Annotated in this window: 18 protein-coding genes; 7 read left to right on the top strand and 11 right to left on the bottom strand. The window is 51.4% G+C overall.

Translation table 11 applies throughout. The features are described 5' to 3' along the window. Positions 1 to 5 precede the first annotated feature (5 nt). From rpoB to F8N36_RS01770, 8 genes are all read right to left on the bottom strand, one after another. Positions 6 to 4,142, bottom strand: coding sequence for a DNA-directed RNA polymerase subunit beta (gene rpoB, locus F8N36_RS01805; RefSeq protein ID WP_291331387.1), 4,137 nt, complete (start codon positions 4,140 to 4,142; stop codon positions 6 to 8). A gap of 506 nt (positions 4,143 to 4,648) precedes the next feature. After that, the gene (locus F8N36_RS01800; protein ID WP_291331038.1) at positions 4,649 to 5,989 is read right to left on the bottom strand and encodes a hypothetical protein; all 1,341 of its coding nucleotides are present in this window, start codon (positions 5,987 to 5,989) and stop codon (positions 4,649 to 4,651) included. A 65-nt stretch (positions 5,990 to 6,054) separates the two neighbouring features. Then, positions 6,055 to 8,301, bottom strand: coding sequence for a SpoIIE family protein phosphatase (locus F8N36_RS01795; RefSeq protein ID WP_291331037.1), 2,247 nt, complete (start codon positions 8,299 to 8,301; stop codon positions 6,055 to 6,057). Positions 8,302 to 8,376: 75 nt separating this feature from the next. Then, positions 8,377 to 8,673, bottom strand: coding sequence for an STAS domain-containing protein (locus F8N36_RS01790; protein ID WP_291331036.1), 297 nt, complete (start codon positions 8,671 to 8,673; stop codon positions 8,377 to 8,379). A gap of 150 nt (positions 8,674 to 8,823) precedes the next feature. Next, the gene (gene dpaL, locus F8N36_RS01785; RefSeq protein WP_291331035.1) at positions 8,824 to 10,062 is read right to left on the bottom strand and encodes a diaminopropionate ammonia-lyase; all 1,239 of its coding nucleotides are present in this window, start codon (positions 10,060 to 10,062) and stop codon (positions 8,824 to 8,826) included. Between the two features lie 701 nt (positions 10,063 to 10,763). Next, positions 10,764 to 11,657, bottom strand: coding sequence for a plasmid partitioning protein RepB C-terminal domain-containing protein (locus tag F8N36_RS01780; protein WP_291331034.1), 894 nt, complete (start codon positions 11,655 to 11,657; stop codon positions 10,764 to 10,766). Positions 11,658 to 11,663: 6 nt separating this feature from the next. Further along, positions 11,664 to 12,518 (bottom strand): ParB/RepB/Spo0J family partition protein, encoded by an 855-nt coding sequence (locus F8N36_RS01775; RefSeq protein WP_291331033.1) that lies wholly within the window; start codon positions 12,516 to 12,518, stop codon positions 11,664 to 11,666. Next, positions 12,487 to 14,088: a recombinase family protein gene (locus F8N36_RS01770; RefSeq protein ID WP_291331032.1), complete on the bottom strand. Its 1,602-nt coding sequence runs from the start codon at positions 14,086 to 14,088 to the stop codon at positions 12,487 to 12,489. The genes F8N36_RS01775 and F8N36_RS01770 overlap by 32 nt, the downstream gene beginning before the upstream one ends. 66 nt (positions 14,089 to 14,154) lie before the next feature. Here F8N36_RS01770 and F8N36_RS01765 point away from each other — a divergent pair, with 66 nt between their 5' ends. The 7 genes from F8N36_RS01765 (at position 14,155) to F8N36_RS01735 (ending at position 20,760) form a co-directional block, all read left to right on the top strand. Next, positions 14,155 to 14,409, top strand: coding sequence for a hypothetical protein (locus F8N36_RS01765; RefSeq protein ID WP_291331031.1), 255 nt, complete (start codon positions 14,155 to 14,157; stop codon positions 14,407 to 14,409). Positions 14,410 to 14,964: 555 nt separating this feature from the next. Beyond that, a complete protein-coding gene (locus tag F8N36_RS01760; protein WP_291331030.1) occupies positions 14,965 to 16,341 on the top strand; it encodes a radical SAM protein in 1,377 nt (458 codons plus the stop codon). Positions 16,342 to 16,388: 47 nt separating this feature from the next. Next, entirely contained in the window at positions 16,389 to 17,405 is a 1,017-nt protein-coding gene (locus F8N36_RS01755; RefSeq protein WP_291331029.1) for an ABC transporter substrate-binding protein, read from the top strand. Next, complete coding sequence (locus F8N36_RS01750; protein ID WP_291331028.1) at positions 17,398 to 18,174, top strand: ABC transporter permease; 777 nt, start codon at positions 17,398 to 17,400, stop codon at positions 18,172 to 18,174. Before F8N36_RS01755 ends, F8N36_RS01750 begins: the two co-directional genes overlap by 8 nt. Further along, positions 18,171 to 18,908 carry an ABC transporter ATP-binding protein gene (locus F8N36_RS01745; protein ID WP_291331027.1) on the top strand — a complete coding sequence of 246 codons (738 nt, stop codon included), beginning with the start codon at positions 18,171 to 18,173 and terminating at the stop codon, positions 18,906 to 18,908. The genes F8N36_RS01750 and F8N36_RS01745 overlap by 4 nt, the downstream gene beginning before the upstream one ends. A gap of 21 nt (positions 18,909 to 18,929) precedes the next feature. After that, the gene (locus F8N36_RS01740; RefSeq protein WP_291331026.1) at positions 18,930 to 19,133 is read left to right on the top strand and encodes a hypothetical protein; all 204 of its coding nucleotides are present in this window, start codon (positions 18,930 to 18,932) and stop codon (positions 19,131 to 19,133) included. Between the two features lie 820 nt (positions 19,134 to 19,953). Beyond that, positions 19,954 to 20,760, top strand: a complete 807-nt coding sequence (locus F8N36_RS01735) for a hypothetical protein (protein ID WP_291331025.1) — start codon at positions 19,954 to 19,956, stop codon at positions 20,758 to 20,760. Between the two features lie 351 nt (positions 20,761 to 21,111). On the opposite strand, the gene F8N36_RS01730 is transcribed toward F8N36_RS01735, so the two are convergent. From F8N36_RS01730 to eno, 3 genes are all read right to left on the bottom strand, one after another. Next, a complete protein-coding gene (locus F8N36_RS01730) occupies positions 21,112 to 21,561 on the bottom strand; it encodes a hypothetical protein (RefSeq protein WP_291331024.1) in 450 nt (149 codons plus the stop codon). Positions 21,562 to 21,565: 4 nt separating this feature from the next. Next, entirely contained in the window at positions 21,566 to 22,318 is a 753-nt protein-coding gene (locus F8N36_RS01725) for a competence protein CoiA family protein (protein ID WP_291331023.1), read from the bottom strand. Positions 22,319 to 22,610: 292 nt separating this feature from the next. Beyond that, positions 22,611 to 23,903, bottom strand: a complete 1,293-nt coding sequence (gene eno / locus F8N36_RS01720; RefSeq protein WP_291331022.1) for a phosphopyruvate hydratase — start codon at positions 23,901 to 23,903, stop codon at positions 22,611 to 22,613. Positions 23,904 to 23,968: the final 65 nt, after the last annotated feature.

Below are 23,968 nucleotides of genomic sequence, written 5' to 3'. Positions count from 1 at the left end.
GGTTTTTACGCCTCTTCCTCGCGTTCTCTCATAAAGCCCACGCGTTTGGGCTTCTTCTTGCCTTCTTCCTGATGCAGGGTCACGTTGAGGCCAAGGCTCATGAGTTCCTTCACCAACACGTTGAAGGATTCGGGCAGACCGGCTTCAAGGAAGTTGTCTCCCTTGACGATCTTTTCGTACATCTTCACGCGTCCGGTCACGTCGTCCGACTTGACCGTGAGGAATTCCTGCAACAGATAGGCCGCGCCGTAAGCTTCCAGTGCCCAAACTTCCATTTCACCAAGACGCTGGCCGCCGAACTGGGCTTTACCGCCAAGGGGCTGCTGCGTCACCAGCGAGTAGGGGCCGGTGGAGCGGGCGTGGATCTTTTCGTCAACCAGATGGTGCAGCTTGAGAATATACATAACACCGGTGGTCACGCGGTTCTTGAAGGGAACACCCGTGCGGCCGTCGTAAAGGGTGGTTTTGCCGTCGTTGGCAAGGCCAGCCTTTTCCATCCAGCCCCAGATTTCTTCTTCGGTAGCACCGTCGAACACAGGGGTTTTGGTCACAATACCGTTGCGCAGCTTGAGCACAGAGGCCTTGAACTCCTCGTCGCTCATGGTGTCAACCAGCGAGCTGATTTCGGGCGAGTTGTAGACGCCCTTCAGCTCTTCGCGCACAACCTGCATAGCTGCGCCGGAATCAACCAGCTCGGCCAGCTGACGGCCCAGTTCCTTGGCGCCCCACCCGAGGTGGGTTTCCATGATCTGGCCGATGTTCATACGCGAAGGCACGCCCAGGGGGTTCAGCACGATGTCAACGGGGCGACCGTCGGCAAAGAAGGGCATGTCTTCTTCCGGCAGAATGCAGGAAACAACACCCTTGTTACCGTGGCGGCCGGCCATTTTATCGCCCACTGAAAGCTTACGCTTGATGGCAATGTGAACCTTGACCATCTTGATAACGCCAGGGGGCAGATCGTCGCCTTCGGTGACCTTTTCGCGCTTGGAGTCGTAAATGGCCTTCAGGTATTCAACCTGCTGGTCGTATGACTTGAGCACGTCGGCCACTGCGTCGTTGACTTCCTTGCTCTTGAACAGGCCCGCAAGCTTTTTGACGGGGATCTGTTCCAGGGCTTCTTCGGTCAGGGCTGCGCCCACGTCGGCCAGCACTTCGCCCTTTTTCTTGCCGGGCACCGCGGCGGCAATCTGTTTGCCGAGCACATGCGGAGCAAGCTGCACGCGGGTGCGGTCAGACAAGGCGCGAAGGTGGTCAGATTCCTTCTGGTCCAGCACGCCCGTGTCGTGGGTCTCAATGGCCAGCGTACGGTCGTCTTTTTCACCAGAGCGGCGGTTGAAGACCTTCACGTCGATGATGGTGCCTTCCACTCCCGGGGGAACCTTTAGGGAGGTGTTTTTCACATCCCGGGCCTTTTCGCCGAAGATAGCGCGGAGCAGCTTTTCTTCAGGCGTAAGCTGGGTTTCGCCCTTGGGGGTGATTTTGCCCACAAGAATGTCATCGGGCTTTACAGCCGCGCCGATGCGGATGATGCCGCTCTCGTCGAGGTTGCGCAGCATGTCTTCGCTGACGTTGGGAATATCGCGGGTGATTTCCTCGGGTCCAAGCTTGGTATCGCGGGCCACGACCTCGAATTCTTCAATATGAATGGAGGTAAAGGTGTCTTCGCGAACGGTGCGCTCGGAGATAAGGATGGAGTCTTCGTAGTTGTAACCGCACCAGGGCATGAAGGCGACCACCAGGTTTTTGCCGAGGGCCAGTTCGCCTTCGTCAATACCGGGGCCGTCGGCCAGAATCTGGCCCTTTTTCACAGGCATGCCGGGGTAGCAGGTGGGCTTTTGCCCAAAGCACGAGTTCTGGTTCGACTTGTGGAACTTCAGCAGGTCATAGGCGCGCACGCCACCCTGCTTGGGAAACACGTCGCCTTCGTACGAAACGATAAGGCGGTCGGCATCCACATATTCCACCTTGCCGGGAGCGGGCGCAACAATGCACGCGCCAGAGTCGCGGGCCACGTCCACTTCCATGCCAGTGCCCACGAGGGGCTTTTCGGCACGAAGCAGGGGCACGGCCTGACGCTGCATGTTCGAACCCATGAGCGCGCGGTTGGCGTCGTCGTGCTCCAGGAAGGGAATGAGCGCGGCAGAGATGGAGACCATCTGGCTGGGCGAAATGTCCATCAGGGTCACTTCTTCACGCGGGTTCATTTCCACTTCGCCCTTGACGCGCACGGTAACGTATTCGTCAAGCAGGTTGCCATCGGCATCGGTGCGGGCGTTGGCCTGAGCCACAACCTGACCACCTTCGCGCGAGGCATCGAGGTGCACAACATCGTTGGTAACACGGGCCTCACGCACAACGCGGTAGGGCGTTTCGATAAAGCCGTAGTCGTTCACCTTGGCAAAGGTGGTCAGCGAAACGATAAGACCGATGTTCGGGCCTTCAGGTGTTTCGATGGGGCAGATACGGCCATAGTGCGAGGTGTGCACGTCGCGCACTTCAAAGCCTGCGCGTTCACGGGTAAGACCGCCGGGGCCCAGGGCCGAAAGACGACGCTTGTGCGTCACTTCGGAGAGCGAGTTGGTCTGGTCCATGAACTGCGACAGCTGCGAGGTGCCAAAGAATTCCTTCAGCACGGCCGCCACAGGCTTGGGGTTGATAAGGTCGTGGGGCATGAGCGTGGAAATTTCCTGCAGGCTCATGCGTTCCTTGATGGCGCGTTCCATGCGCACCAGGCCGATGCGGTACTGGTTTTCAACCAGTTCGCCAACCAGGCGCACGCGGCGGTTGCCAAGGTGGTCGATATCGTCGGCCGGGCCGTGGCTGTCCTTCAACTGCACCAGCACCTTGATGGCGGTGAGGATGTCGTGGTCGGTCAGCGTGCGCAGGTCGTCGGCTTCGTCCAGGTTAAGACGCTGGTTAAGCTTGTAACGGCCCACGGGCGAAAGGTCGTAGTAGTCGCCATTGCGGAACAGGTTGTCAAAGAAGCTGGCCGCAATTTCCGGGGTAGGCGGAGAAGACGGACGCAGACGACGGTAGATTTCTTCCTGTGCCTTGAGCTGGTCGGGAATGCGGTCCTGAACCAGGGTGTCGCGGATGGACGAAGAAGTATCGGTACCCTTGGTATGCAGCACTGCAATGCGGGTGATGCCTGCTTCGCGGAAGCGGTCGAGCAGACCGGCGGTGATTTCGTCGGCGGCTTCGGCCAGAACTTCGCCAGTCTTGGGGTCGGCCACGTCAACGGCAAGGAACATGGAATCGAGCGTATCGGGGCGAACCTCGATGGCTTCAATGCCAGCTTCACAGATCAGGCGCCAGCTGCGCTTGGTGATGGGCTTGCCAGCCTTGACGATGACATTGCCCTGGGCGTCGATGATATCGGCGTAGGCGTTGTCCTTGCGGTACAGGTCTTTGCGTACTTCCCAGAACAGGCTGCTGGCCGACTCGATGCGGTAGTGCTCGTGCGAGTAGAAGTATTCAAGGATCTGTTCCTTGCTCATGCCCATGGCCTTGAACAGGATGGTGGCGGGCATCTTGCGGCGGCGGTCGATACGAACGTACAGGATGTCCTTGTGGTCGAAATCAAAGTCGAGCCACGAACCGCGCATGGGAATGATGCGGCACGAATAGAGCACCTTGCGGCTGGTGTGAGTCTTGCCGCCGTCGTGCTCAAAGATGATGCCCGGCGAACGCTGCAACTGGTTAACAATGACGCGTTCGGTGCCGTTGATGATAAACGTGCCCTTTTCCGTCATCAGGGGCAGGGTACCAAAATAGATATCCTGCTCTTTGATGTCGCGGATGGTGCGGTTGCCCGAAGCTTCATCGGTGTCATAAACCACCAGGCGCACCTTGATGCGCATGGGAGCCTCGTAGGTCAGCCCCTTGGAAATGCACTCGGCCTGGTCGTACTTGGGTTCGCCAATTTCATAACTGACGAATTCAAGACTGGCGGTCTTATTGAAATCCTCAATGGGGAAGACGGTGTGGAATACACCTTCCAGCCCTTCCTCTGGGCTGCGGTCGGCATCTAAAACGCCTTCCTGAAGGAATTTCTGGTAAGAATCTATCTGCAGATTCAGCAGATGTGGGATAGGGAGGGAAACCTTGATTTTGCCGAACTGTTTGGTGAGCTGGCCCATGGGTACCTCAAGATAGGTAGCGGTTGCGCCCCGGCTGCGCGACAAATCAGCATGCCTAAGCCGGCGGGCAAAAAACTTGCTGTCACTGCACCCTGAAAGCGTAAGCTGGTGGAGAGGCTAAAAAAACCTACTGCGGGCAAGGCGTAAAAAACCCATCCCTGTCTGGGTAAACAGGGCTGGGGTTAGGGCATTACCTTGAGTATATATGCTTGGTCAGTAAGTTATTGAAAAACAGAAAGGAGCCTCCCGCACCAATCGTTGAAAGAGGATGCATACTAGGAATTCTTGTCCTTGGCAAGCAAAAAATGCGGGAGAAGAAAATAAAAAAATTTTCTGACGCACAATTTACCTCAGCGAGAACTCCATGACAAGACAAAAAAAAGCCGTGTGGAACACTATTTATAGGTTGATCACACAATTTGTATCCGTATGTCCCTCTCCGGTCGTGCCATGTCTCTTTCAAAGCCTCCCTGCACTGGCAAGAGGTAGGGCTGGCCGCAATGGGCCTAAGCTATTTCAAACAGGGCCTGTCCGTCTTCCGTCCGGCGGCTCCAGGCCGTGATATGCCCGTCGTTGGAAACCTTGATGCCAATACCGTGCTCGGCAAGGGTCAGAGCTGCCGCCTTGCGGCCGCCGCTAGTGCTGCCCCCCGGTACTTTCAGTATGGCCCCCACGGCAAAAATACTGCCGTCGTCAAACACCAGGGTTGCACCATCTATAGAGAGAAGCTCTGCCCGTAGCTTGCGCGGAATGTGCGAAAAATTTGTGCTCGGCAGGGCCGTGCGCAAAAGGGTTGTCTTGCTGCTGTCCTTGTTGTCCAGCCTGTCGCCGCTACCCACTATTTCTTCAAGGTAGCTGTGCAGCCGGGTCTGCGAGAGGCGCACCAGCTCTTCCTGTGAAAGATTCTGCGCTACACGCTGGTTTCTGCGCTCGTTGATCATCCAGGGCGTGACGGCGTTTTTGCGAAAAAAGCCGATGCAGGCTCCCTTGCGCCTGAAAGACACGTCGAGCATGCTGAGGTACAGGGCCTCAATGGTGCTGCGGCTGTTGCCCTGCGTCTGGTAGCCAAGTTCGGCGAGGTAGGCCTGATGCGAAAAGTGCAGCCACCTGCCCCGGCGTTTGGCAAAAAAAAGCTGCCTGTTCTTGAAGATGAGTATGTCGCCGTTTTTGCTCAGGCAAAAGGTGCAGCGGTTTTGCGAAGTCCAGTAGGCTACGGGCAGAAAAGGCAGGGGGGCATATACGTGGGCCGCCTCGGCCTCGTCGGGCATGGCTGCCTCGCAGTAGGCGGTTATTCCGCCCTCTGCATTGCACACAAGCAGGGTGTCGCAGCCAGAGGTGAGCACCTTGGCGTAGTCCTCCTGGCACACGTCAAAAAAATTCACCCCGGCCTGGCGGTGATCGTCTTCATCAATGGCCACGGAAAAGGAAATCTTGTCTCCCTCGTAGGTTTCGCTCGACCAGAACGACAGCAGGTTGAGAATGCCCAGTACTGTGGCGTGGCGCTGCGGCGAGAGTATTCTGGCAATGCCGATAAGCTGGGCCTGCCGAATGCACACGGGGGCGTAATCGTCTATGTGCGGCGTGGTGAATATTTTTTGCCACTCATCAAGAATGTTTCGGGCAATGCGTTGCTCTGTCTCCGTAAACGGAATGGCCCGGAATATGTACACGTCATCCTCGGCATTGCCGGTAAGGGCAATGCGCAGCATAAAGCGCCTGCCGTTCATCTCGGCTATGTCGTCAAAATTTTCTCTGGTGTAGTCGTCGTCAAGAATCTCTGTGGCGGGGCCAAAGAGCGGGGCAAGGAACTCTGCTACAGCCTGGCTGATGTTTTTTTTGATGCTCATGGCATGTGCTCCTTGCAGGTACCGCGGAAAATGATTGGGGACCGGTTGCCGGTGGCGGCCTGCGGTCATGCTTCGTGCTGCTTCCAGAGGGTAAGGATGTTTTTTCCGTCTGCCGTGCGCGTGTACTCCATTCGGGGCATGATTCTCCGTACCATGGCAATGCCAAGGCCGCCCTCATCGCGTTTTTCGGCGGGTAGGGTGATGTCTGGCCCGGGCTTGTGCAGCGGGTTGAAGGGGCGGCCACTGTCCTGAAACTGCAGCACAATCTGAAAGGGCGTGGGGCGCACGCGGCAGCGCAACAACACTGTGCCCGGCTCTGGCGCGTAGGCGTAGTGGGCTATGTTGGTAAAGACCTCTTCTGCCGCCACAAGCAGCAGGGGCAGGATTTTGGCGGGGCAGCTGGCTGCACGCAGTTTTTCTTCCAGAAAGGCCAGCAGAGATTCAAGGTGGGCGTCGTCTGCGGTAACCAGCAGTTCATCCCAGGCCTGCCCCAGAAATTCCAGTGCCAGAATGGTGATGTCGTCTGCCTGCTCCACGCCAGCGGCAAATTCATCAACCCGGCTCAACAGGGTGAGCACGGTTTTTTCCGCATTCATGCCTTCCGTGCCGCGCACGGCGTTTTCTATGCCGCTTAAGCCAAGGCGCGTGCCCTGGCTGCTTTCTGCCTCGCTCACACCGTCGGTGTAGAGCAGCAGGCGGTCGCCGGGTGCCAGCTGAAAGGCCTGTTCCTGGTAGCGCGAGCTGCCCATGGCCCCCAGAGGCAGGCCGTGACCGGCCTCAAGCCACGAGTAATGTTCTTCCTGCCTTCTGAAAATGAGTGGGTGCTCGTGCCCCGCATTGGCGCACACAAGTCTGCCGGTGGTGAGATCAAGCACACCCAGAAAGGCGGTGAGAAAAATATCCTGATCATTCTGGGCGCTGATGCGCCTGTTGGCCTGGGTAAAAATCTCTGCCGGTGAAAGGCCCGATTCCGCAAGGCTTTTGATGAGGGTTTTGGCCGTCATCATGAACAGGGCCGCGCCGATGCCCTTGTCCGCCACATCGGCCACCACGATGACCAGCTGGTTTTTATCGCGCAGGTAAAAATCGTAAAAATCGCCGCCCACCACCTTGGCGGCGCGCATGACGGCAAAGACGTCAAAGTCTTCCCGTTCGGGATAGGCGGGAAAAACGCTTGGCAGTGAAGAGCACTGGATGGCCCGGGCGAATTCCAGCTCGGCGTCAATTCTGCCCGCAGCGGCAAGGATGGCCTGCTTGAGGCTTTGCACGGTTTTATTGATGCCGTCCGAGAGCATGCCGAATTCGGGGGTGGTGCGCTCGTCAAGCACCACATCAAGATTGCCGGAGGTGATTTTTTTCAGGTCGTCGTTGACGCGGTACACATCGTTGATGACCAGCCTTTTGACCAGATGCGAAACCATCCAGAAAACAAGGGCAAATAGCACGATATTGCAGGCCGCTATGTACAGCAGAATGCTGTCGCGCGAAAAGAAGACCTCGTTTCGGGGCAGCATGGCAAAGAGGGTATAGCCGTCAACCTCCATGCTCTGGCAAAGGTACTGCCTGCCAAGAATGGTCACCACTCCAGTGTCGCCCGCAGGCTGCAACAGCCCAAGTGAACGCACACTGGCCCCCACGGGTACGGCGGGCTCGTTGCCGGTGCTGATGATGGCCCCGTAAATGGCGATAGCCATGAAACCGCTGGAACCAATGTGGTAGCGGGGGGCTATTTCGTCCACAGCCGCGGCGCGCAGGGCCTCAAGCAGGCGGCGGGGCGAATAGCCTATCTGCACTATCCCCGTACAGTCGCGGCGGGCCACACCGGCATACTGAAAAGGCTCGCGGTCGGCGCCGCGCGGGGCGATGTCCTGCACCAGGGCGAAATCAAGCTCACGCAGGGCTGGCATAAACGCGGCAGACTGGGGCGAAGAGGCCATGTCGTAGCCCACAAAGGAAGATGTGGAGGCAACGATAACCCCTCGATCGTCTGTGACGTTCAGTTCTTCAACATCCAGCAGCTTGCGCAAAAAATGCAGCAGGGTGGGTACATTAAGAATGTTGGGATTCTGCGTAATTATGGCGGCAAAGGCGCGTGCCTTGGTCAGAGCGCCCGCATCGGACATTTCCCTGATATGGGCGGAGTTGGTGACGACCATGCGTAGGTATTTGGCGCCGTCTTCCAGATTGCTGGAAAGCATGTAGCGGGCGTTTTCTTCGGCCTGCCGGGTCTGTAGCAGGTAGGATGCGGCAAGCGTGAGGCAAAAAGCGGGAAAAATGCAGATAAAAAGCCACTTGTGAAAGATCTTGTGCATGCTGCCCGCCTTTGCGGGCTGGCCCGCGCTGCGCATGGAATGCCCTGCCCTGGCGGCGGGCTGTGCTGGTGGGGCTTACTCTATGGTAAACAGATCCACAAAGCCCGTAATGCTGAACACCTCTCGCACGGTTTCGTTGGCGTTGACAATGCGCATGCCCTGCCTCTCGACCATGCGCTTATGCAGCCGCAGCAGTATGCGCAGGCCAGCACTTGAAATATAGTCTACCTGACTGAAATCAAGCACCAGCGCCTGCGCCGCGCCGCAGTCTTCCAGAAGCTCCCTGTCCAGCGCCGGGGCGGTAACCGTGTCTATCTTGCCCGCAATGCTGACATGCAGGATGCTGTCAGCCATTTTTTTGCAAATCTGCATGTGGGGCCTCGCTGTAGGGGTGGTGGAGCAAGAGTGTCATTTTCTGGTATTTTTACGATTACAACGCCCCGCCCGCAAGTGGAAAATATTGGTCGCCTGTCAGGCCGATTGTTACCTTGCCCGCGAGGTGCCCCGCACGTTTTCTGCCAGCTATTCAGGCTGCTGGCGCGGCGTGACATGGGTATCTTCATCCGCATGTGCGCCCTGCCACACAACGCTTCTATATATATGTGGCACGGTGTCGCCTTCAGTGCTGATAAGCAGAACCGAGGCTTCGGCGTTGAGTCCCAGGGCCTCGCGCTGATCTGCCGCCGCAGGGTGGCGCATGAGCCAGTGCAGCGCGCCCGCGCCAGCAGCGCCCGATTCGCCAGAAACAATGGCCTCGTCACCGGGCACCGGGGCGGCCAGCATGCGCATGCCGTTGGCGGCCATGTAGTCCGGGCAGGACATGAAGGCCGTGGTGTAATCTTTAAGGATGCTCCATGCCAGTGAGCTGGGCTCGCCGCAGGCCAGCCCGGCCATGAGGGTTTGCAGGCTGCCGCCCACGGCATGGGGCTTGCCGTCGCCCGCAAGGGCCGACTGGTAAAAGCAGTCTGCCGCGTGCGGTTCAACCAGTATGATGCGTGGAGCGGCGCTGCCCATGGCAGCCACAAGAAAGGCAGCCGCCGCAGCGGCAAACGAACCCACGCCAGCCTGCAAGAAACAGTGGGTGGGCCGTATGCTGGCCGCCAGCATCTGATCCAGTATTTCTGCGGCAAGGGTCAGGTAGCCCTGCATGATCCAGGCGGGGATCTGCTCGTAACCATCCCAGGCTGTGTCCTGCACCATCACGTAGCCTTTTTCCTGCGCCAGATTCCAGCTCATGCGCACGGTGTCGTCGTAATTGAGGTCAGTGATGGTGCACTGCGCCCCAAGGGCAAGAATATTGTTGCGGCGGGTGGGTTCCGAACCCTTGGGCATATAGATGATGCAGGGGTACCCCAACTCGCGGGCTGTCCAGGCCAGCCCCCTGCCGTGGTTGCCGTCTGTGGTGCTGATAAAGGTGACTTTGCCGTCGGCGGTACCCTGCAACTGGCTTCTGGTCAGGCCCTGCTCCGGCAGGTTCAGGCGCTGAGCAAGGCAGCGGGCCACAGCGTATGAGCCGCCCAGTACCTTGAAGGCGTTGAGCCCGAACCGCTTGGACTCATCCTTTACGCACACGCCGTTAAGCCCCAATTCTCCGGCCAGGCCGGGCAGGGCAACCAGCGGTGTGGGTCTGTACTGGCTGAATGACGCATGAAATTCGTGCACGCGCTGGGCAACGGCGGGCGAAAAATTAGCAACATCGGCAAAGTCGGCATTGGGGCCGATAACCTTGCGAAAAGGATTGAGCAGCAGCGAGGCGGGCATGGGTTTTCCTTACAGAGGCTGGTGGTGCGCAGGGGCACGCCTGTATGCGTTCTTCTGAATAGAGGCAACGGCAGGGGCATGCTGGCCGGCAGAATAAATACACCCTTATAGTAGGGGCGTGTCGGCCTTGAGGGCAAGCCCAAAAGGTGCGGTGATGTCAGCGGGATAAGTAAAGCCCGGATGCTGAATCGAAGCGGGTAGGCTGCGGCGCGCAGGAAAGGGCGCAAAAGAAAGCTGGCCGCAAGGGGTACAGCCTGTAGCGTGGCAACGAAAAAAGGGTTACATCTTTCGATGTAACCCTTGATTCTCAAGTGGCGTCCCCAAGGGGATTTGAACCCCTGTCGACGGCGTGAAAGGACAGACTCTAAAATTGTTAATTCAATAAATTAGCAATGTTATAGTGCATCCTGATACATCATAAGACATCCGCATACACCCCGAACTAACCCTCTTTTAACCCTCCCTACGAAGAGCGTATGCGCTCGAAGTCCGAAGGCCGTGGGTTAAATCCTACCCCCCAAATAATTTAAGCGGTTATGGAGGCATAACCTAAGTGCTTTCTTTTCGGATTTGTCGTTGGTAACGAGATCAGAATAGTTGAGTGTATTTTTCTCAAATTACAGTGCCGCTCCATGGACATTTTCTTTATAAACACGGCGCGGCCGCTTCCAGTATTTTTCTCGGCCTTCTTTGGTTCGGATTTAAGCAATGTCTCGCAGTCTAAAAATATCCAATTCCGAAATTTCTTTAAACTTGTCGTAAATAGGCTCGTGAAATTTTTGTAAATATTTTGCCACTGTGTTGTTGCCAATAATTTTTTTAATGAATGCTTGCAATGCCGTGACGTCGACTATTTCTGTTCCATACTGGTTTTTCAATGAATCAATTTCCTTGGATAGTGCGAGACTTTCTTCTTCCAGGCGAGCTTGCCGCGCCAATATCATAGGAGAAACCTTTTTGGGTTTACCATTGTCAACGAGTTGGTCTTCATTGGTTGCTCCCAATAATGCCTTGGCATAGGAAGAGGTAAACTTGTTTTGGTCATTCATTAGCATTGCAACAACAATTTGCCTTGGAGCTTTCATCTTTTTCAACGCACGAAATACTGGTTCAGGAACGGGCTTGTCTTTCAGTAATTCTATGGCTTGTTCACATATGCCTTCAAGTAAATATCGTTTATTTCTAATTGTCCGAACGTCAACGTTAAGAGCATTCGCAATTTTTTCCTCAGAAACTCCAGACTGAACAGCTTTCATAATCATTCTATGTTCTTGAATTGCAGAAAGTCTGTTTATATATTTGTTGTAAGTATATGCTTCATCATCCGTAGAAATGAGGCAGGTTACACTCTCAATTCCCAACTCTTTAAGGGCAACAATGCGCAAGTGCCCGTCTAATAAAAGGTATCCTCCATTTTTTTTGAGTGGTGCAACAACGGGTTGCTCAATTAGCCCAACTTCCCGTATTGAGGAAAGAACTTGGGCATATTTCCTCCCCTGTCTCATTTGCGGAGTAATTATTTTTGTAAAAAATAAATCTGCAATTGAAATATCTATGAGATGGGTTTTAAAGCCTTGTTTAATCTTGATTGGCATCGTTTTTTACCTCTCTAGAATATCTAGTATGTGTTTTGGAATTTCGTTTATGCCTACGACTTGTAGTTGATTTGTGAAATGTACATCATTAAGTAGTTGCCGAAGGACTGTAGAAGTATAAGTTAAAATTTGCTTAATATATCTTGATTGGGAAATAATTTGTTTCTTCTCTTTTGCACCATTTTCATATGTTGCGATTAACTCTTCTGCAGAAATAGCTGTATTTGTACGTTGCTGGACAGACATTGTTTTTCCATAATGTTTACGCCGTGAAATTATTTTTTGCACAGCAAGGATCTTTTTTCCTGTCAATGCACCAGACTCATATGCTTCAGCTAATGCTCTCTGTACGGCAGTATCACCTTCTGTAGCCATTATTAAAGCTTGGTATAGTGGAATTCTTCCTCTTTCAACTGAATTTACCAAATATTCTTCTCCTTTCTCTAATAGCTTCAGAATTCCACGGATGTAATCTTTTCCAAGGTTTGTTTTTTTCGCAATATCATTATCTTCATATCCTTGCTCTTTCAAATACTTAATGCTTTGAAGTAGTTCGATTGCATTGCTATTACGTCTGGCAATGTTTTCTACCAAACTCATAATATGGGCATCTTCTGCGCTTACATTGCGTATTATGGCAGGAATTTCTGTTGCTCCACCGGCAATGAATGCTTCCAGTCTGCCTTGTCCACAAACCAAGTCATATTTTTTACCCTCTTTTCTGCGAGTTACCGTAATCGGCCTCTTCAGGCCGACATCCCAGATATTTTGCTTTATTCCTTCTGCAATTACTTGGTTTCTAACTCTTGGGTTAAGGATGTTAATTTCTTCAATAGGTATGATTGTTATGATGTCTTCCATAATGCACCGCCTTATCAAGAGGAATGTTGATGCTCAAATGAAGCAGGTAGTCAAGGTTATCAGTCCGGAAGCTATCCAACATGCCAGCGTTGTTTTCTAATAACTTCATAGGTTCATGAGAGAACTTTAGGGCTGGCAATATATAGTAATCCTGTATTACTTCATTGCTGTAATCCATGCGGACAGCAATTGTTATGTCTGGTCGTAGCCCAGTATCGAAACAAATTTTCCAGCGCAGTGTTCCAGAAGAAGGTGAATAACAGCGGCTAATAACAATGGAGATAGACAAATTATCATTCAGCTCCAAAAGGCCATTTTCAAAATCGACAGGAATACGCCTCCCACATAGTTTTTCGATATTATGAACTACGTTGGCTACTACCTCTGCATGTAAAGTCCGTAGATTTTGGTTAATGACGACATATTTGTAATCTCGTTCAGGGGTATAGCCAATCATGCGATAAGCACGGAGAAGGCCACCAAAACGCGTTCGAAAGACGCTACTTGGGGGTAAAAATTCTGCTTCATCTATTAGTAACGCTGAAAGTCGTCCCTGCTTGCAGTACAGGTTTTGTAATCCTTTCAGTAGTTCTGTATTTGTTATTTTTTTGTTTCGTTCACGATAGATTGCTTGTACTGCATAGAATAGTTCTGTATCCACTATAGGATCAAAGGCTTGTTCTTTGCGAATCCATTCATTCTCTGGATTTGGTTTACTTTTTTGTTTCATTTTGGAAGAGGTGCGATTGAACAGATTGTTGCCGATATATTTTTCATTTGTTAGCACTTCACGCACTGTGCCTCGCGACCAGTGGCGCCCAAAAAAATTTTTCACCCCACGCACGTTCAGCTGATTGGCAATTTCCGTTTCTCCAATGCCGGATAGAAACTGTTCATATATTTTTAAAATAATTGCTCTTTCCTCTTCAGGGCCAGGAACCAAAATTACTCTCTCTGTGATTAAGCTCTTCCTTTGACCGATGGAAAGCTCTTGCTTTTTGTTTCCCTCCTCATCCAGTAGCATACGCCGCAGACCAAAGCCTGAAATTCCCCCCTGCCTGTATCCTTTTGTGACAAGATTACATTGCCCAACCCATACTTTCTGAGAAAGTTGGCGGCAGTAATCGCTCGCGCTTTCATCTCGTAGAAGTGTCATAATGCGATCAGCAATATTATTCGTTAAGGTAAGGGGCTTATCGCACGGGTGGCAGAGTACATTCTTGCGCTCAAGCAACATACGGTAAAACTCTGCATCCCGACTGTTCACAAAGCGTCCCCACCGGCTCTCCTCCAGATATAGCACAATATTGAACTGGTTGTGATTATGATCAACATCATCAATCAAAGCTAAAAATTGTTCACGTTGCTCTGCAGTCATCCCGCTCACACCAAGGTCCGCATATACTTTGACAATTTCGATTCCATAAGTTTGGGCAAAAGCGCGTATCTGCCGTTCTTGGTTTTCTGGCGATTCTGTCTGTAATTCTGTAGACATGCGAATATAAATAGCACCCTTAAGGCGCAATTCTTTTATTTCTGCTAGGGAGTATGCTTTTTCTGTTTGTCGCATCTGCCAGGATTCTCCTTGTACAATCAAAAATATTTTAGAATTTTAGACTCTTACAAGGAGGGCAGCATGTCTAGAAAAATTATGTGGCAAATCTGCCACAAGAATTTAGGAAATAAGTTGATGACAAAGTATATTGCAAAAAAAATGCAGAGGAATCATCTCACAGTCAAACAAGTGGCATTTGACCTTAAGATAAATACAGAACGAGTGAGAAACTGGTACTATAGAAATACTGGCATGACTGCATCAGATTTATTTCTTTTGATCCAGTGTTATGATTTTATCCGTGTTCTTGTCCTAGAGGATGTCAATGTGGAATGAGTCTGTTACGCATGAAGCCGCAAGGAACCTAGAGCGGACTTAAATTCTTGGCAACGCGGTCATCTTTCAATAAGCTGCCTAAGGGCAAAGACGCGCGCTCAGGATGTGTTTTTTCAATAGACTGCGGGAGTCTGCGGCTTTAAAGCATATAAAGCGTATCGCGTGAGTAGCTGAATAGTCAGAACGATCTTCGTTATAGGCTCTTTCCCTACGGTCATATCTCTTGGAGTATGGTGAATTGTAACCTCAACACATAGTCATCAGCCATTTGCTTTTAAATACCTGACTTAAAGAATCGGCGGAAAATCTATAGTGTTTTGAATATTTTATTTTTTCATAATCCCGTGTCTAATGATGCAACAGTCACCAATAAGTTTGAAATGTAAATCGTATTAGTTAATTATAATTATTTTATCTTCAAGAATGCTGTCACTACATTATATTCAGTTCCCCAGTGCTGGTGTTTTCCCTCTATGTGTGCAGGTGGTTGACACGCGCCTGGAAGTGGCGTTCTTTTGTCTCAATACTAGACTAACTCAACTATTGGGATACGTCATGAATGAGATGGACTTGTTTGCGGATTGCCCATGTTCTGGCAGCACGTTACAACGATTTGTTCAACCCCTTGTTATGTCATTGCTGGCGCACGGGTCTTTGCATGGCTATGTGCTTTTGCAACGCCTGCGGAATATGCCTATTTGGGGCAATTCGCCTCCCGATCAGGCGGGCGTTTACCGCCTCCTCAAGCTTATGGAAGGCAAGCTGCTGCTGGCCTCGCACGAAGAGGAGGGGGCCACCAGAGGGCGGCGTGTCTTTTCTCTGACAGGACATGGGCGTGCGTGTCTTGCGCGCTGGGAAGATACCTTGGGCGACTATTTGCGCACAGTGGGCGGTGTATTGGCTATGGTGCGCGAGGCCAATGGCGTTAATCGGGAATTTATGGCGCTGGTGGATCGTGTGGCGGCGGACTCTTTACAGGGCATCCTTGCCAAAAGGGATGATGTGATCAGTCTGTTGCAAGTGCTCCCCACTTCCCCAGAAGCGGCCTTTCTGGGCCGCCGGGCACGTGAAATGGCCAGTGCAGTTGCCGGAAACAAGGGACGCGTGTGGAGCGCCATCGGCGTGGATTGCCAGCCGTGTTCAATGAACTGCGGCTTTTGTTCATTTGGCGAAAAATGGGGCCTCGTGCCTGAACCATTTGAATGGTCCACAAACCGTATTGTAGACACAGCACGCAAATTTGTGGAACAGGGCGCGTCCTGGGTGACTTTGCGCACCACCGAATTTTATAGCCTGCCCAAGCTGCTTGATCTTGTACGCGACCTGCGGCGCAATGTTCCAGGTAGCTATGGCGTAGTGGTCAATACGGGCGAATTCGGCCCCGAAGAGGCTCGCGCAATGCGTGCGGCGGGGGTTACAGTTGTCTACCATTCCTTGCGGTTGGGTGAGGGTTGCACCACCTGTTTCAAGGTTGAGGATCGTCTCGCCACGCTGGCCGCTGTGCGCGACTCTGATATCAATCTGGCCCATCTGGTGGAGCCTGTGGGGCCGGAACACAGCAGTGAAGAAATTGCCGATGTGTTATTGACGGCCCTGTCGCACAAGGCGGCCCTTTGCGGCGTTATGGCACGGGTCAATGTGCGCGGCACCCCCTGCGGCGACTCCGCTACGGCAGAGGCCGATCCCATGCGTCTGGCCCAGATAGCTGCGGTGACACGCCTTGTAGGTGGTGTGCAGACGCCCGACATTTGTGTGCATCCGCCCACGCCGCAGGCTCTTGCCTGGGGTGCCAACGTGCTGGTGGTAGAAACTGGCGCGGTGCCGCGAGCCGATACGGAAAGCGCCGAGGAATGGCGGCAGTTTACTGTGCAGGATGCCCTGAGTCTGCTGCTTGAGGCGGGATACAGTTTGGAAAATTCGCCTGTTTTTTGATGGTAGCAGGGTATTTGAGAGCGCCAGTTTTGACGGGAGGTTGCAACGTGGTTGATCTGAGAAAAAATGCTTTAGGCTTTGCCTTGCGCACCGTGCGCATGCTTTTAGGTCTGTTGGTTGCCATAAGTTTTTGGGGTGTGGGTGCAGCAAATTTCGCAGCTGCAGCAGAAGTCTGGCATGTGGGTACCTGGAAGACAGCCCAGACCATACAGCCCTTTTTGTACGAGAAATACGCTGCTCCAGCGAATCCCGGCCTTCAGGTAGAAGCGCGCCCCTTTACCAACCCTGCCGACCAAAAGTCGGCGCTGCTTGCAGGCAGTCTGGATATGACAGGCACCACGCTGGCCTTGGCCATTCAGGCGGCCTCACGGGGCGAGCCGATACGGCTGGTTGCAGCGCTGGGCAACAAGTGTTCGGCTCTTGTGGTGGCAAAAGATGGGCCCATAAAAAGCACTGCCGACCTGCGAGGAAAGCGCATTGCCTATGTGCCCGGCACCATGCACGAAATTTTGTTGCGTGAGGTTCTGCACCGCGAGGGCATCAACCCCGATAAAGATGTCACGCTCATGCGCATTGATTTTTTTGACATGGGCACAGCCCTTGCCAAGGGCAATGTGGATGCGTTTCTGTCAGGTGAGCCTTTCCCCACGCAGGCCGGTATGCAGGGGTACGGGCGTATTTTGGCCTACCCTTATTATGGCGACAGCATAGGAACCATCAACAGCGGCATGCTCATGCGTGAAGATTTTATACAGGTGCACCCAGAGCAGACCTTGCGGATGGTGGCAGCGCACAAGGCCGCCACAGAGGCTTTGACAGCGGACAGAAAGTTGTGGCTGGACACGGCGGCGAACCTGTTTGGCGTGGACAGAAATTTGCTACAGGCATCTGCCGACAATATTGAACTGGCCTGGGACATGGATGATGTATTCATGCGCCGTCTGGCTGCCTTGGGCGCGCGCATGAAAGAGCTTGGCATCATCAAGCAGGAGCCGGATTACAATAAACTTGTTGATCGCAGCTTTGTAAACGCCTTGCGGACAACCACCAGCAAGCATGACTGATAGCTGGAAATACCGAGTTTTGCCTTGGTGCTTTCCGCTGCTGGTACTGGCGATATGGTGGGGCGCAACGGGCCTCGAAGTGGTGCCCCATTGGCTGCTTCCTTCCCCGGCAGAAGTGGCGCACACCATGCTTGCATATCTGGCTGGGAGTTCCGGCGCACCCTATGACGGGCGCTTTTGGCATGACGCTGCTGCAAGCCTGTGGCGTGTGGCCTGTGGGTACGCACTTGCTGTCATTCCCGGTCTGATTCTGGGATTGTGGTCTGGCAGAAGTGCAACCCTCGCGCGCCTGCTTGGCTCCTCCATCAACGGCATAAAGTCTGTGCCTGGTATAAGCTGGTTGCCCCTTGCGCTTATCTGGCTTGGGGTGGGTTTTATGACCACCGTGAGCCTTATCGCTTTGGCTGGTTTCTTCCCTGTATACTTCAGCGCAGCGGCAGCCGCAGCTTCGGTGCCGCCCAACCTGATCAACGCGGGTCGCATGCTCGGCCTTTCCCGTCAGAAGCTTTTTGTTTCTGTGATTCTGCCCTGGGCCATGCCGCAGATATGCGCGGGCCTGCGGGTGGCGCTGGGTATGAGTTTTGCCTATCTGGTGCTGGGAGAACTGACCGGTGTGCCGGACGGCCTTGGGGCACTGATTATGGACGCCCGCATGAATGGGCGGGTAGATCTGCTGTTAAGTGGCATTGTACTGATTGCCTTGCTGGGGAGTGTATGTGATGCCCTGCTTGTACGCCTGTTATCCCTTGCGCCCGGTGTTGTGCGATGAAGGAATTTTTCAGATGTTGCGGCCTGCGAAAAAGTTATGGCGAGCATGTTGTTTTACCCGGCATTGATCTGGTTCTAGAGCAAGGTTCCATAACTGCGCTCATAGGGGCCAGTGGTTGCGGTAAAAGTACCTTTCTGCATGTGGCTGCCGGATTCATAGTGAGTGATGGTGGAGACTTGCTGCTTGACGGCCTTCCTTGTGCAGGGCCGGGGCCTGACAGGGTTATGGTGTTTCAGGACGATGCCCTGTTTCCCTGGCTGAACGTGCGCGAAAATGTTGAGTTCGGATTGAAAACAGCAGGCATGCCACATGCCCAGCGGCAGAAGCATGTAAGGGAAATGTTGAAGCTTGTGGGGCTGGAACAGTGGGAGGCCGCCTTGCCTTCGACGCTTTCAGGCGGCATGCGGCAGCGTGTCGCCTTGGCGCGCGCATTGGTGCTGAGTCCAAAGCTTTTGCTTCTTGATGAACCTTTTGCTGCACTGGATGCTATTACCCGTGGCCGTATGCAGCGGCTGTTGGCTGACTTGCAGCTTAAAACCGGGGTTACAGTTTTGCTCGTGACACACGATGTTGCCGAAGCATGCCTGCTGGCCGATATTATACACCTTATGGGCACAGGGCTTGGCATTGTAGAAACTTGGAAGGCTGACGCCCCACGCCCAAGAGATTTTGAAGACGCGGGCTTTAACAAATTGAAAGCGCAAATTGGTTTAAAGCTGGAAGCTGGTATGTGAGTTTATCCCCGGATCTGTTGCATGATCGCAGACGACATTGCGGATATCATTGCCGATGAGGACGGTCCGGCAGGCGAAAACATGTATTTGCACCGTACTGACGTTCCAGCGCTGGAAATTAGCTCTGGTCAGACCTCGACCTGTCAGTGCCTCCAGCAAGGCCAATTGGGAACAGGGTCTGCGTATACGGGAATACTTGGCTTGATGCAGCATTGTGGGATTTGATTTGCTCCTCCCCCAAATCAGATATCCCTCCAAAGAGGGGTATTCGTGAAACATTTGTGCCCCTCTTTGGTCATATTATCGTTCTAGCTAATGATCCAATTTTATCAATTAATATCAATTAATATCAATTAAATTCTAGCATGTTAGCTTGATTTAAGAATGTTGACATGCGGATCATTAGCACATATCAATTTATTCAGATGTTGTGATTAGAAGCGGAAGGCAGTGCAAATCTGCCGCGGGCGCGCCACTGTATGAAGTCATAACAATAAACGCTTTTTTCCTAATCTTATTCTTAGCTAGAGGGGAAAATGTGGAATACGGGAAAGCGGGCCGCCCCCTAATTGGGAGCGCCCGCTAAATTTTTGTCCCATGTCATGCCTAAGCTACCAGAAAATATTCATTCCATGAACTTTAAAGCCATTTCAGCTTGTTAGCAACTATGGCAGCGAAAAACATTAACCCGGCGTAACCCAAAACGGCTTCTTGGTCAGGAGCGGAGTGGGAAGCTGGACGCACCCTTGCCCCTTCCTGCTGGCAAGGGCGACTTTACCGATGTCGTTGTATTGTCTATACCGCAGCTTGATCGCCGTTGCTAGCAAACACAGGCTACAATTGATGAAACAAACAGACTGTGCCGCAACTCTCAGTATGGTTTGTCCTAAGCTGCATACGGAAATAGCCATTAAAAAAAGTGACATATCGCCTGTTAGATTCAAAGATATCGTGCGTTGTCGCAGTTATTGTCTATATACTAATGTGGGTTGGGGCAAAACAATCGTTGTGCAACGGGGAAAAATTCTTTTTGGGGGGAGACAGGATGGAATCAACAATTCTTGATTCGGCATTTAAGTTTCTTAATCAGGGATGGGTAGGAATTGTTATTGGCGTGCTCACTAGCTGGATATTGTTCTTTAAAGGCAAACGAAAGGCAATGCTGTCAGCTCAATTGTCAAGATTGACGATCATAAGCCCACGCTTAGATGAAATTCCTAATGATGTAAAAATTTTATATAAAGGTAGTGAAATAAAACAGCTAAATAAGACAAATATAATTTTGTGGAATTGTGGGACGGAAACGCTACATGGAGCATCTATCGTAGAAGATTCGCCACTTTGCATTTCTTTGCTGAATGGAGATAATATTTTGAGATTTCAGATAGTTAAGGAGACTCGCACTGTTAATAAAGTTAGACTAATTGCTTTAGAAAATAATAATCATTCAATAAATATTCAATTTGACTTTTTAGACCCTAATGACGGTGTTAATATAGAAATATTGCACGATAGTAGAATTGATCCAGATATCGAGGGGACTCTTAGGGGAATGCCAAGCGGAATAACAATTGTCAATAAGAAGTCCCCTTCGTCTTTAATACTTAAAGAAATCAATAATGCATTTTCAAAGCTTGTTCATAAGATCTTCCCTATAATTATGGGTTTTTTTGGCCTTGTCTTACTCATTATTTATATTTTACTTGAACTTGACCAAATTCCTGGTCAACAAGTATCTGCGCACTCGTTTGAGAATTACATGTTATTGGCTATAGGTTTGCTATATTTCATTACTCCATTTGTATCATTGTGGATAACAAGAAAGCGGTATCCAAAATGTTTAACTAACTAACGAGAGTAACATTAACAAATATTTTTCGACACAACTTTCAGCGTCTCAAACAGTTTTGCTACACCTGCTCTAATAAGCCGTCTGGAGGAAACCGTTATACATATCAAATTAGCTGGGATGATGACCATCCTCCCCCAAAGTATGCTTTAGAGAGTTAGTACTCCTGGCATAGTATCCGTATGTATAACACCGACAAAAAATTAAGAAAAAAGGAATGGGGTTCAAACTATGCGGATTTTTTTCAGTCTTGCAGCCAAGATTCTTATGAATAGAAAATGAAAAGGCATGGGCTCCAGCACTGCCAGAATAAATAAGCAATTAGCTCAAATGAGGCCTTATTATTGGAGGGGGTTAATTCACATCAACAATGTCGTCGATGTCATTTGAATTGTAAACATCATCACCCCACATAAATTGAGATATATATTTCTTTGCACATAAAAATACCCTACTGGCCCTGCTATCTTTTAGATCAAATTTGGGAGCAAAAACGAAGGTGCAAATAGAAGCCTTTGAATCGTAAAAAACTTCTTCTAATACACTTTCCAAGCCCTCCCATGCCACATCTCGAACAAACGCGAGCATCTCAGCGATCTCGGAAGCTTGTCCATATCTACTCCATACTAAAACGCCAAACGCCTCAAATTTACAAGGAAAAACTTGACCACTTTTTTCGTCAAACCACTTTTCTGCACTATTCATTTGAATGTCTTCCCGTATATTATCCCCAGTATGATTGCTGTGGTCTTCAGTTTTAACATGACAAAGTGTTTCCTTTCTCGCGTTCCACCAGTTCTGCATAGAATCACGCCAGATGAGACAGTGAGCAGAAATCTGTCCCAATACTAACAAGTTCCGGTGCTGGCAAAACAATTTTTCTATCTTTTAACGTTCTGTCATACCCTCCCACTTCCACATATTCCCCATACGAATTATAAAATTCCTTTGATGGGACATAGCGGGTGAATCTATCAAAGTGTATCGGAATAATTGCTTCCCCGTTGCCGGACCACACGTATACACGCCCATATGCCAATGCATGAAGGCATTCAAGCCATTTGGGCACTCTGGACACATCCTGATTATCTTCTCGAAAAATTTTCAATTGGTCTATTGAGGGGATAACCCATATCACGCTTAATCCGTTTTTGTGATGGGCTAGAGTCCTATCGCACACATCTTGAACTGTTATATTACTTCGTTGAATTTCAATAGCTACCGGGACTTTCTTGATAACAGCATATACATCTGGGATTGCATTATTTATTTTTTTCTCTAGCTCACAATAGGAACAATTGGGATTTGTTTTCAGTGCCTCAAAAATCCCCTTCTTGGCTTTATGATGCACATCGGTTTCTCCAAGTCCATATTGACAAGTCACTGGGGACTTATGTGCAAAGTGGTGAATACGAACGCTCCCTTTTCTTAAAATTACTTCTTTCAAACATTCTTTACAAAAAAATGGGGCTTCGTTTTTTTCTGTTACCCATGCGTAACAATGCGTTCGATGACTGGATAAAGCGGTTAGCATCACACTCCCCGTGGTTGTTTTCTTCATTGTGAGGTGTGCCGAGGGCGCAATGTTTGCGCAAAACCTCGCATCGGCCTTTTTGTCGTACTTACAATCCAGGCCAGATGAGTACGAAATAGCCGAACTTCAAATAAAACATGACGAAGGGAAACGCCGTCTCGTTGAATGCCCCTGACCCTCCCCCCGCCAAGCATATTGGCAACCAATGTGCCAAGGGGAATCAGGGGAAACATTGAGTTCAATGTGAGCCCAAGGCCCCAGCGCACTGCTGCCCCTGCTGATGCTCCGGCACTGATGACAAGAAGCGACTTGATCATTCTTAAGCCCTCGTCGTAATAAACGCTTTCGCCCCTGCGTAAACAGCTGTTTCACCAAGGCTCTGCTCAATCCGCATCAATTGGTTATATTTTTCAACCCGTTCGCCACGGCAGGGCGCACCGGTTTTTAAGTGACCAGTGCCAAGGCCAACTGTCATATCGGCAATAAAGGTGTCAGTTGTTTCGCCGCTTCTATGGGAAACAAAGGCTCCCCATGCATTGCGCTGGCACAGGCGCACGGCATCAATTGTTTCGCTGACAGTGCCGATCTGGTTCAGCTTGATCAACGCCGCATTGGCTAGCTTTTCATCAATACCGCGCCTGATATACTGAATATTGGTCACAAACAGGTCATCGCCCACAATCTCAACCTTGCCGCCCAATTTGGCTTGCAGCAGCGCCCAGCCAGACCAGTCATCTTCGGCCAGCCCGTCTTCCAGCAGCACAACCGGAAACTCGTCAATAAGGGCCGCGTAATACTCAGTCATTTTTGCGGCGGTCAGTTCCCGCCCTTCTGTGCGTAAGTGGTAGCGACCGTTCTTGTAGAATTCGCTCGAAGCGGGGTCCATGCAGATGGCAACATCTTTACCGGGGGTGTACCCAGCCCTTTGAATGGCTTGAACAATAAGCTCCAGCGGTTGACGATTAGAAGAAACTGCGGGCGCAAACCCGCCTTCGTCGCCAACACCAGCCGAGAGCCCCTTTTCAAGCAATACCGCTCGCAGAGCGTGGTACACTTCGCTGCCCCAACGCACGGCCTCGCTGATACTAGAAGCACCCTGCGGAGCAATCATGAATTCCTGAAAATCGGCACCTTGCCAGCGGGCATGCACGCCACCGTTGATGATATTCATGCACGGAACAGGAAGTAGTGTGGCTGATGCGCCCCCAATATAGGCGTAAAGCGGCAGATCGGCGGCATTGGCAGCAAGGCGGCATGCAGCCATGGACACGCCCAAAATGGCGTTTGCACCAAGCCTAGATTTGTTTGGTGTGCCGTCCAGGCTGATGAGCGTGTTGTCTATCAGCCGTTGGTTTCTGCAATCTAACCCGGTGACGGCGTGTTGAATCTCGTTGTTGACGTGGTTGATTGCCTGCAAAACACCTTTGCCGCCAAAGCGTGCGGCGTCCTTGTCCCGCATTTCCACTGCTTCCCTGGTTCCCGTACTTGCCCCTGAGGGAACAGAAGCCCGCGCCCTCACGCCTTCGTTACTCGTAACTTCCACCTCAAGAGTTGGATTTCCCCGTGAATCAAGAATTTCTGACGCCTGTACGGTTTTAATGCTATAGTCCATGACAAGCCTCACAATGTTAATAGGACAAAAAAAGATAACCACCTGAGCGTGGTTATCCAAATACC

The organism is Desulfovibrio sp. (genome assembly GCF_009712225.1).
In the GTDB taxonomy this organism is placed as follows: Bacteria; Desulfobacterota; Desulfovibrionia; order Desulfovibrionales; family Desulfovibrionaceae; genus Desulfovibrio.
Note: the sequence above shows the minus strand (reverse complement) of the source record. Positions and strands in the feature narration are given on the sequence as shown.

Coding starts and splice junctions, on each gene's coding strand:
- rpoB (WP_291331387.1), bottom strand. CDS start 4,142: ATGGGCCAGCTCACCAAACAGTTCGGCAAAATCAAGGTTTCCCTCCCT.
- F8N36_RS01800 (WP_291331038.1), bottom strand. CDS start 5,989: ATGAGCATCAAAAAAAACATCAGCCAGGCTGTAGCAGAGTTCCTTGCC.
- F8N36_RS01795 (WP_291331037.1), bottom strand. CDS start 8,301: ATGCACAAGATCTTTCACAAGTGGCTTTTTATCTGCATTTTTCCCGCT.
- F8N36_RS01790 (WP_291331036.1), bottom strand. CDS start 8,673: ATGCAGATTTGCAAAAAAATGGCTGACAGCATCCTGCATGTCAGCATT.
- dpaL (WP_291331035.1), bottom strand. CDS start 10,062: ATGCCCGCCTCGCTGCTGCTCAATCCTTTTCGCAAGGTTATCGGCCCC.
- F8N36_RS01780 (WP_291331034.1), bottom strand. CDS start 11,657: ATGCCAATCAAGATTAAACAAGGCTTTAAAACCCATCTCATAGATATT.
- F8N36_RS01775 (WP_291331033.1), bottom strand. CDS start 12,518: ATGGAAGACATCATAACAATCATACCTATTGAAGAAATTAACATCCTT.
- F8N36_RS01770 (WP_291331032.1), bottom strand. CDS start 14,088: ATGCGACAAACAGAAAAAGCATACTCCCTAGCAGAAATAAAAGAATTG.
- F8N36_RS01765 (WP_291331031.1), top strand. CDS start 14,155: ATGTCTAGAAAAATTATGTGGCAAATCTGCCACAAGAATTTAGGAAAT.
- F8N36_RS01760 (WP_291331030.1), top strand. CDS start 14,965: ATGAATGAGATGGACTTGTTTGCGGATTGCCCATGTTCTGGCAGCACG.
- F8N36_RS01750 (WP_291331028.1), top strand. CDS start 17,398: ATGACTGATAGCTGGAAATACCGAGTTTTGCCTTGGTGCTTTCCGCTG.
- F8N36_RS01745 (WP_291331027.1), top strand. CDS start 18,171: ATGAAGGAATTTTTCAGATGTTGCGGCCTGCGAAAAAGTTATGGCGAG.
- F8N36_RS01740 (WP_291331026.1), top strand. CDS start 18,930: ATGATCGCAGACGACATTGCGGATATCATTGCCGATGAGGACGGTCCG.
- F8N36_RS01735 (WP_291331025.1), top strand. CDS start 19,954: ATGGAATCAACAATTCTTGATTCGGCATTTAAGTTTCTTAATCAGGGA.
- F8N36_RS01730 (WP_291331024.1), bottom strand. CDS start 21,561: ATGCAGAACTGGTGGAACGCGAGAAAGGAAACACTTTGTCATGTTAAA.
- F8N36_RS01725 (WP_291331023.1), bottom strand. CDS start 22,318: ATGAAGAAAACAACCACGGGGAGTGTGATGCTAACCGCTTTATCCAGT.
- eno (WP_291331022.1), bottom strand. CDS start 23,903: ATGGACTATAGCATTAAAACCGTACAGGCGTCAGAAATTCTTGATTCA.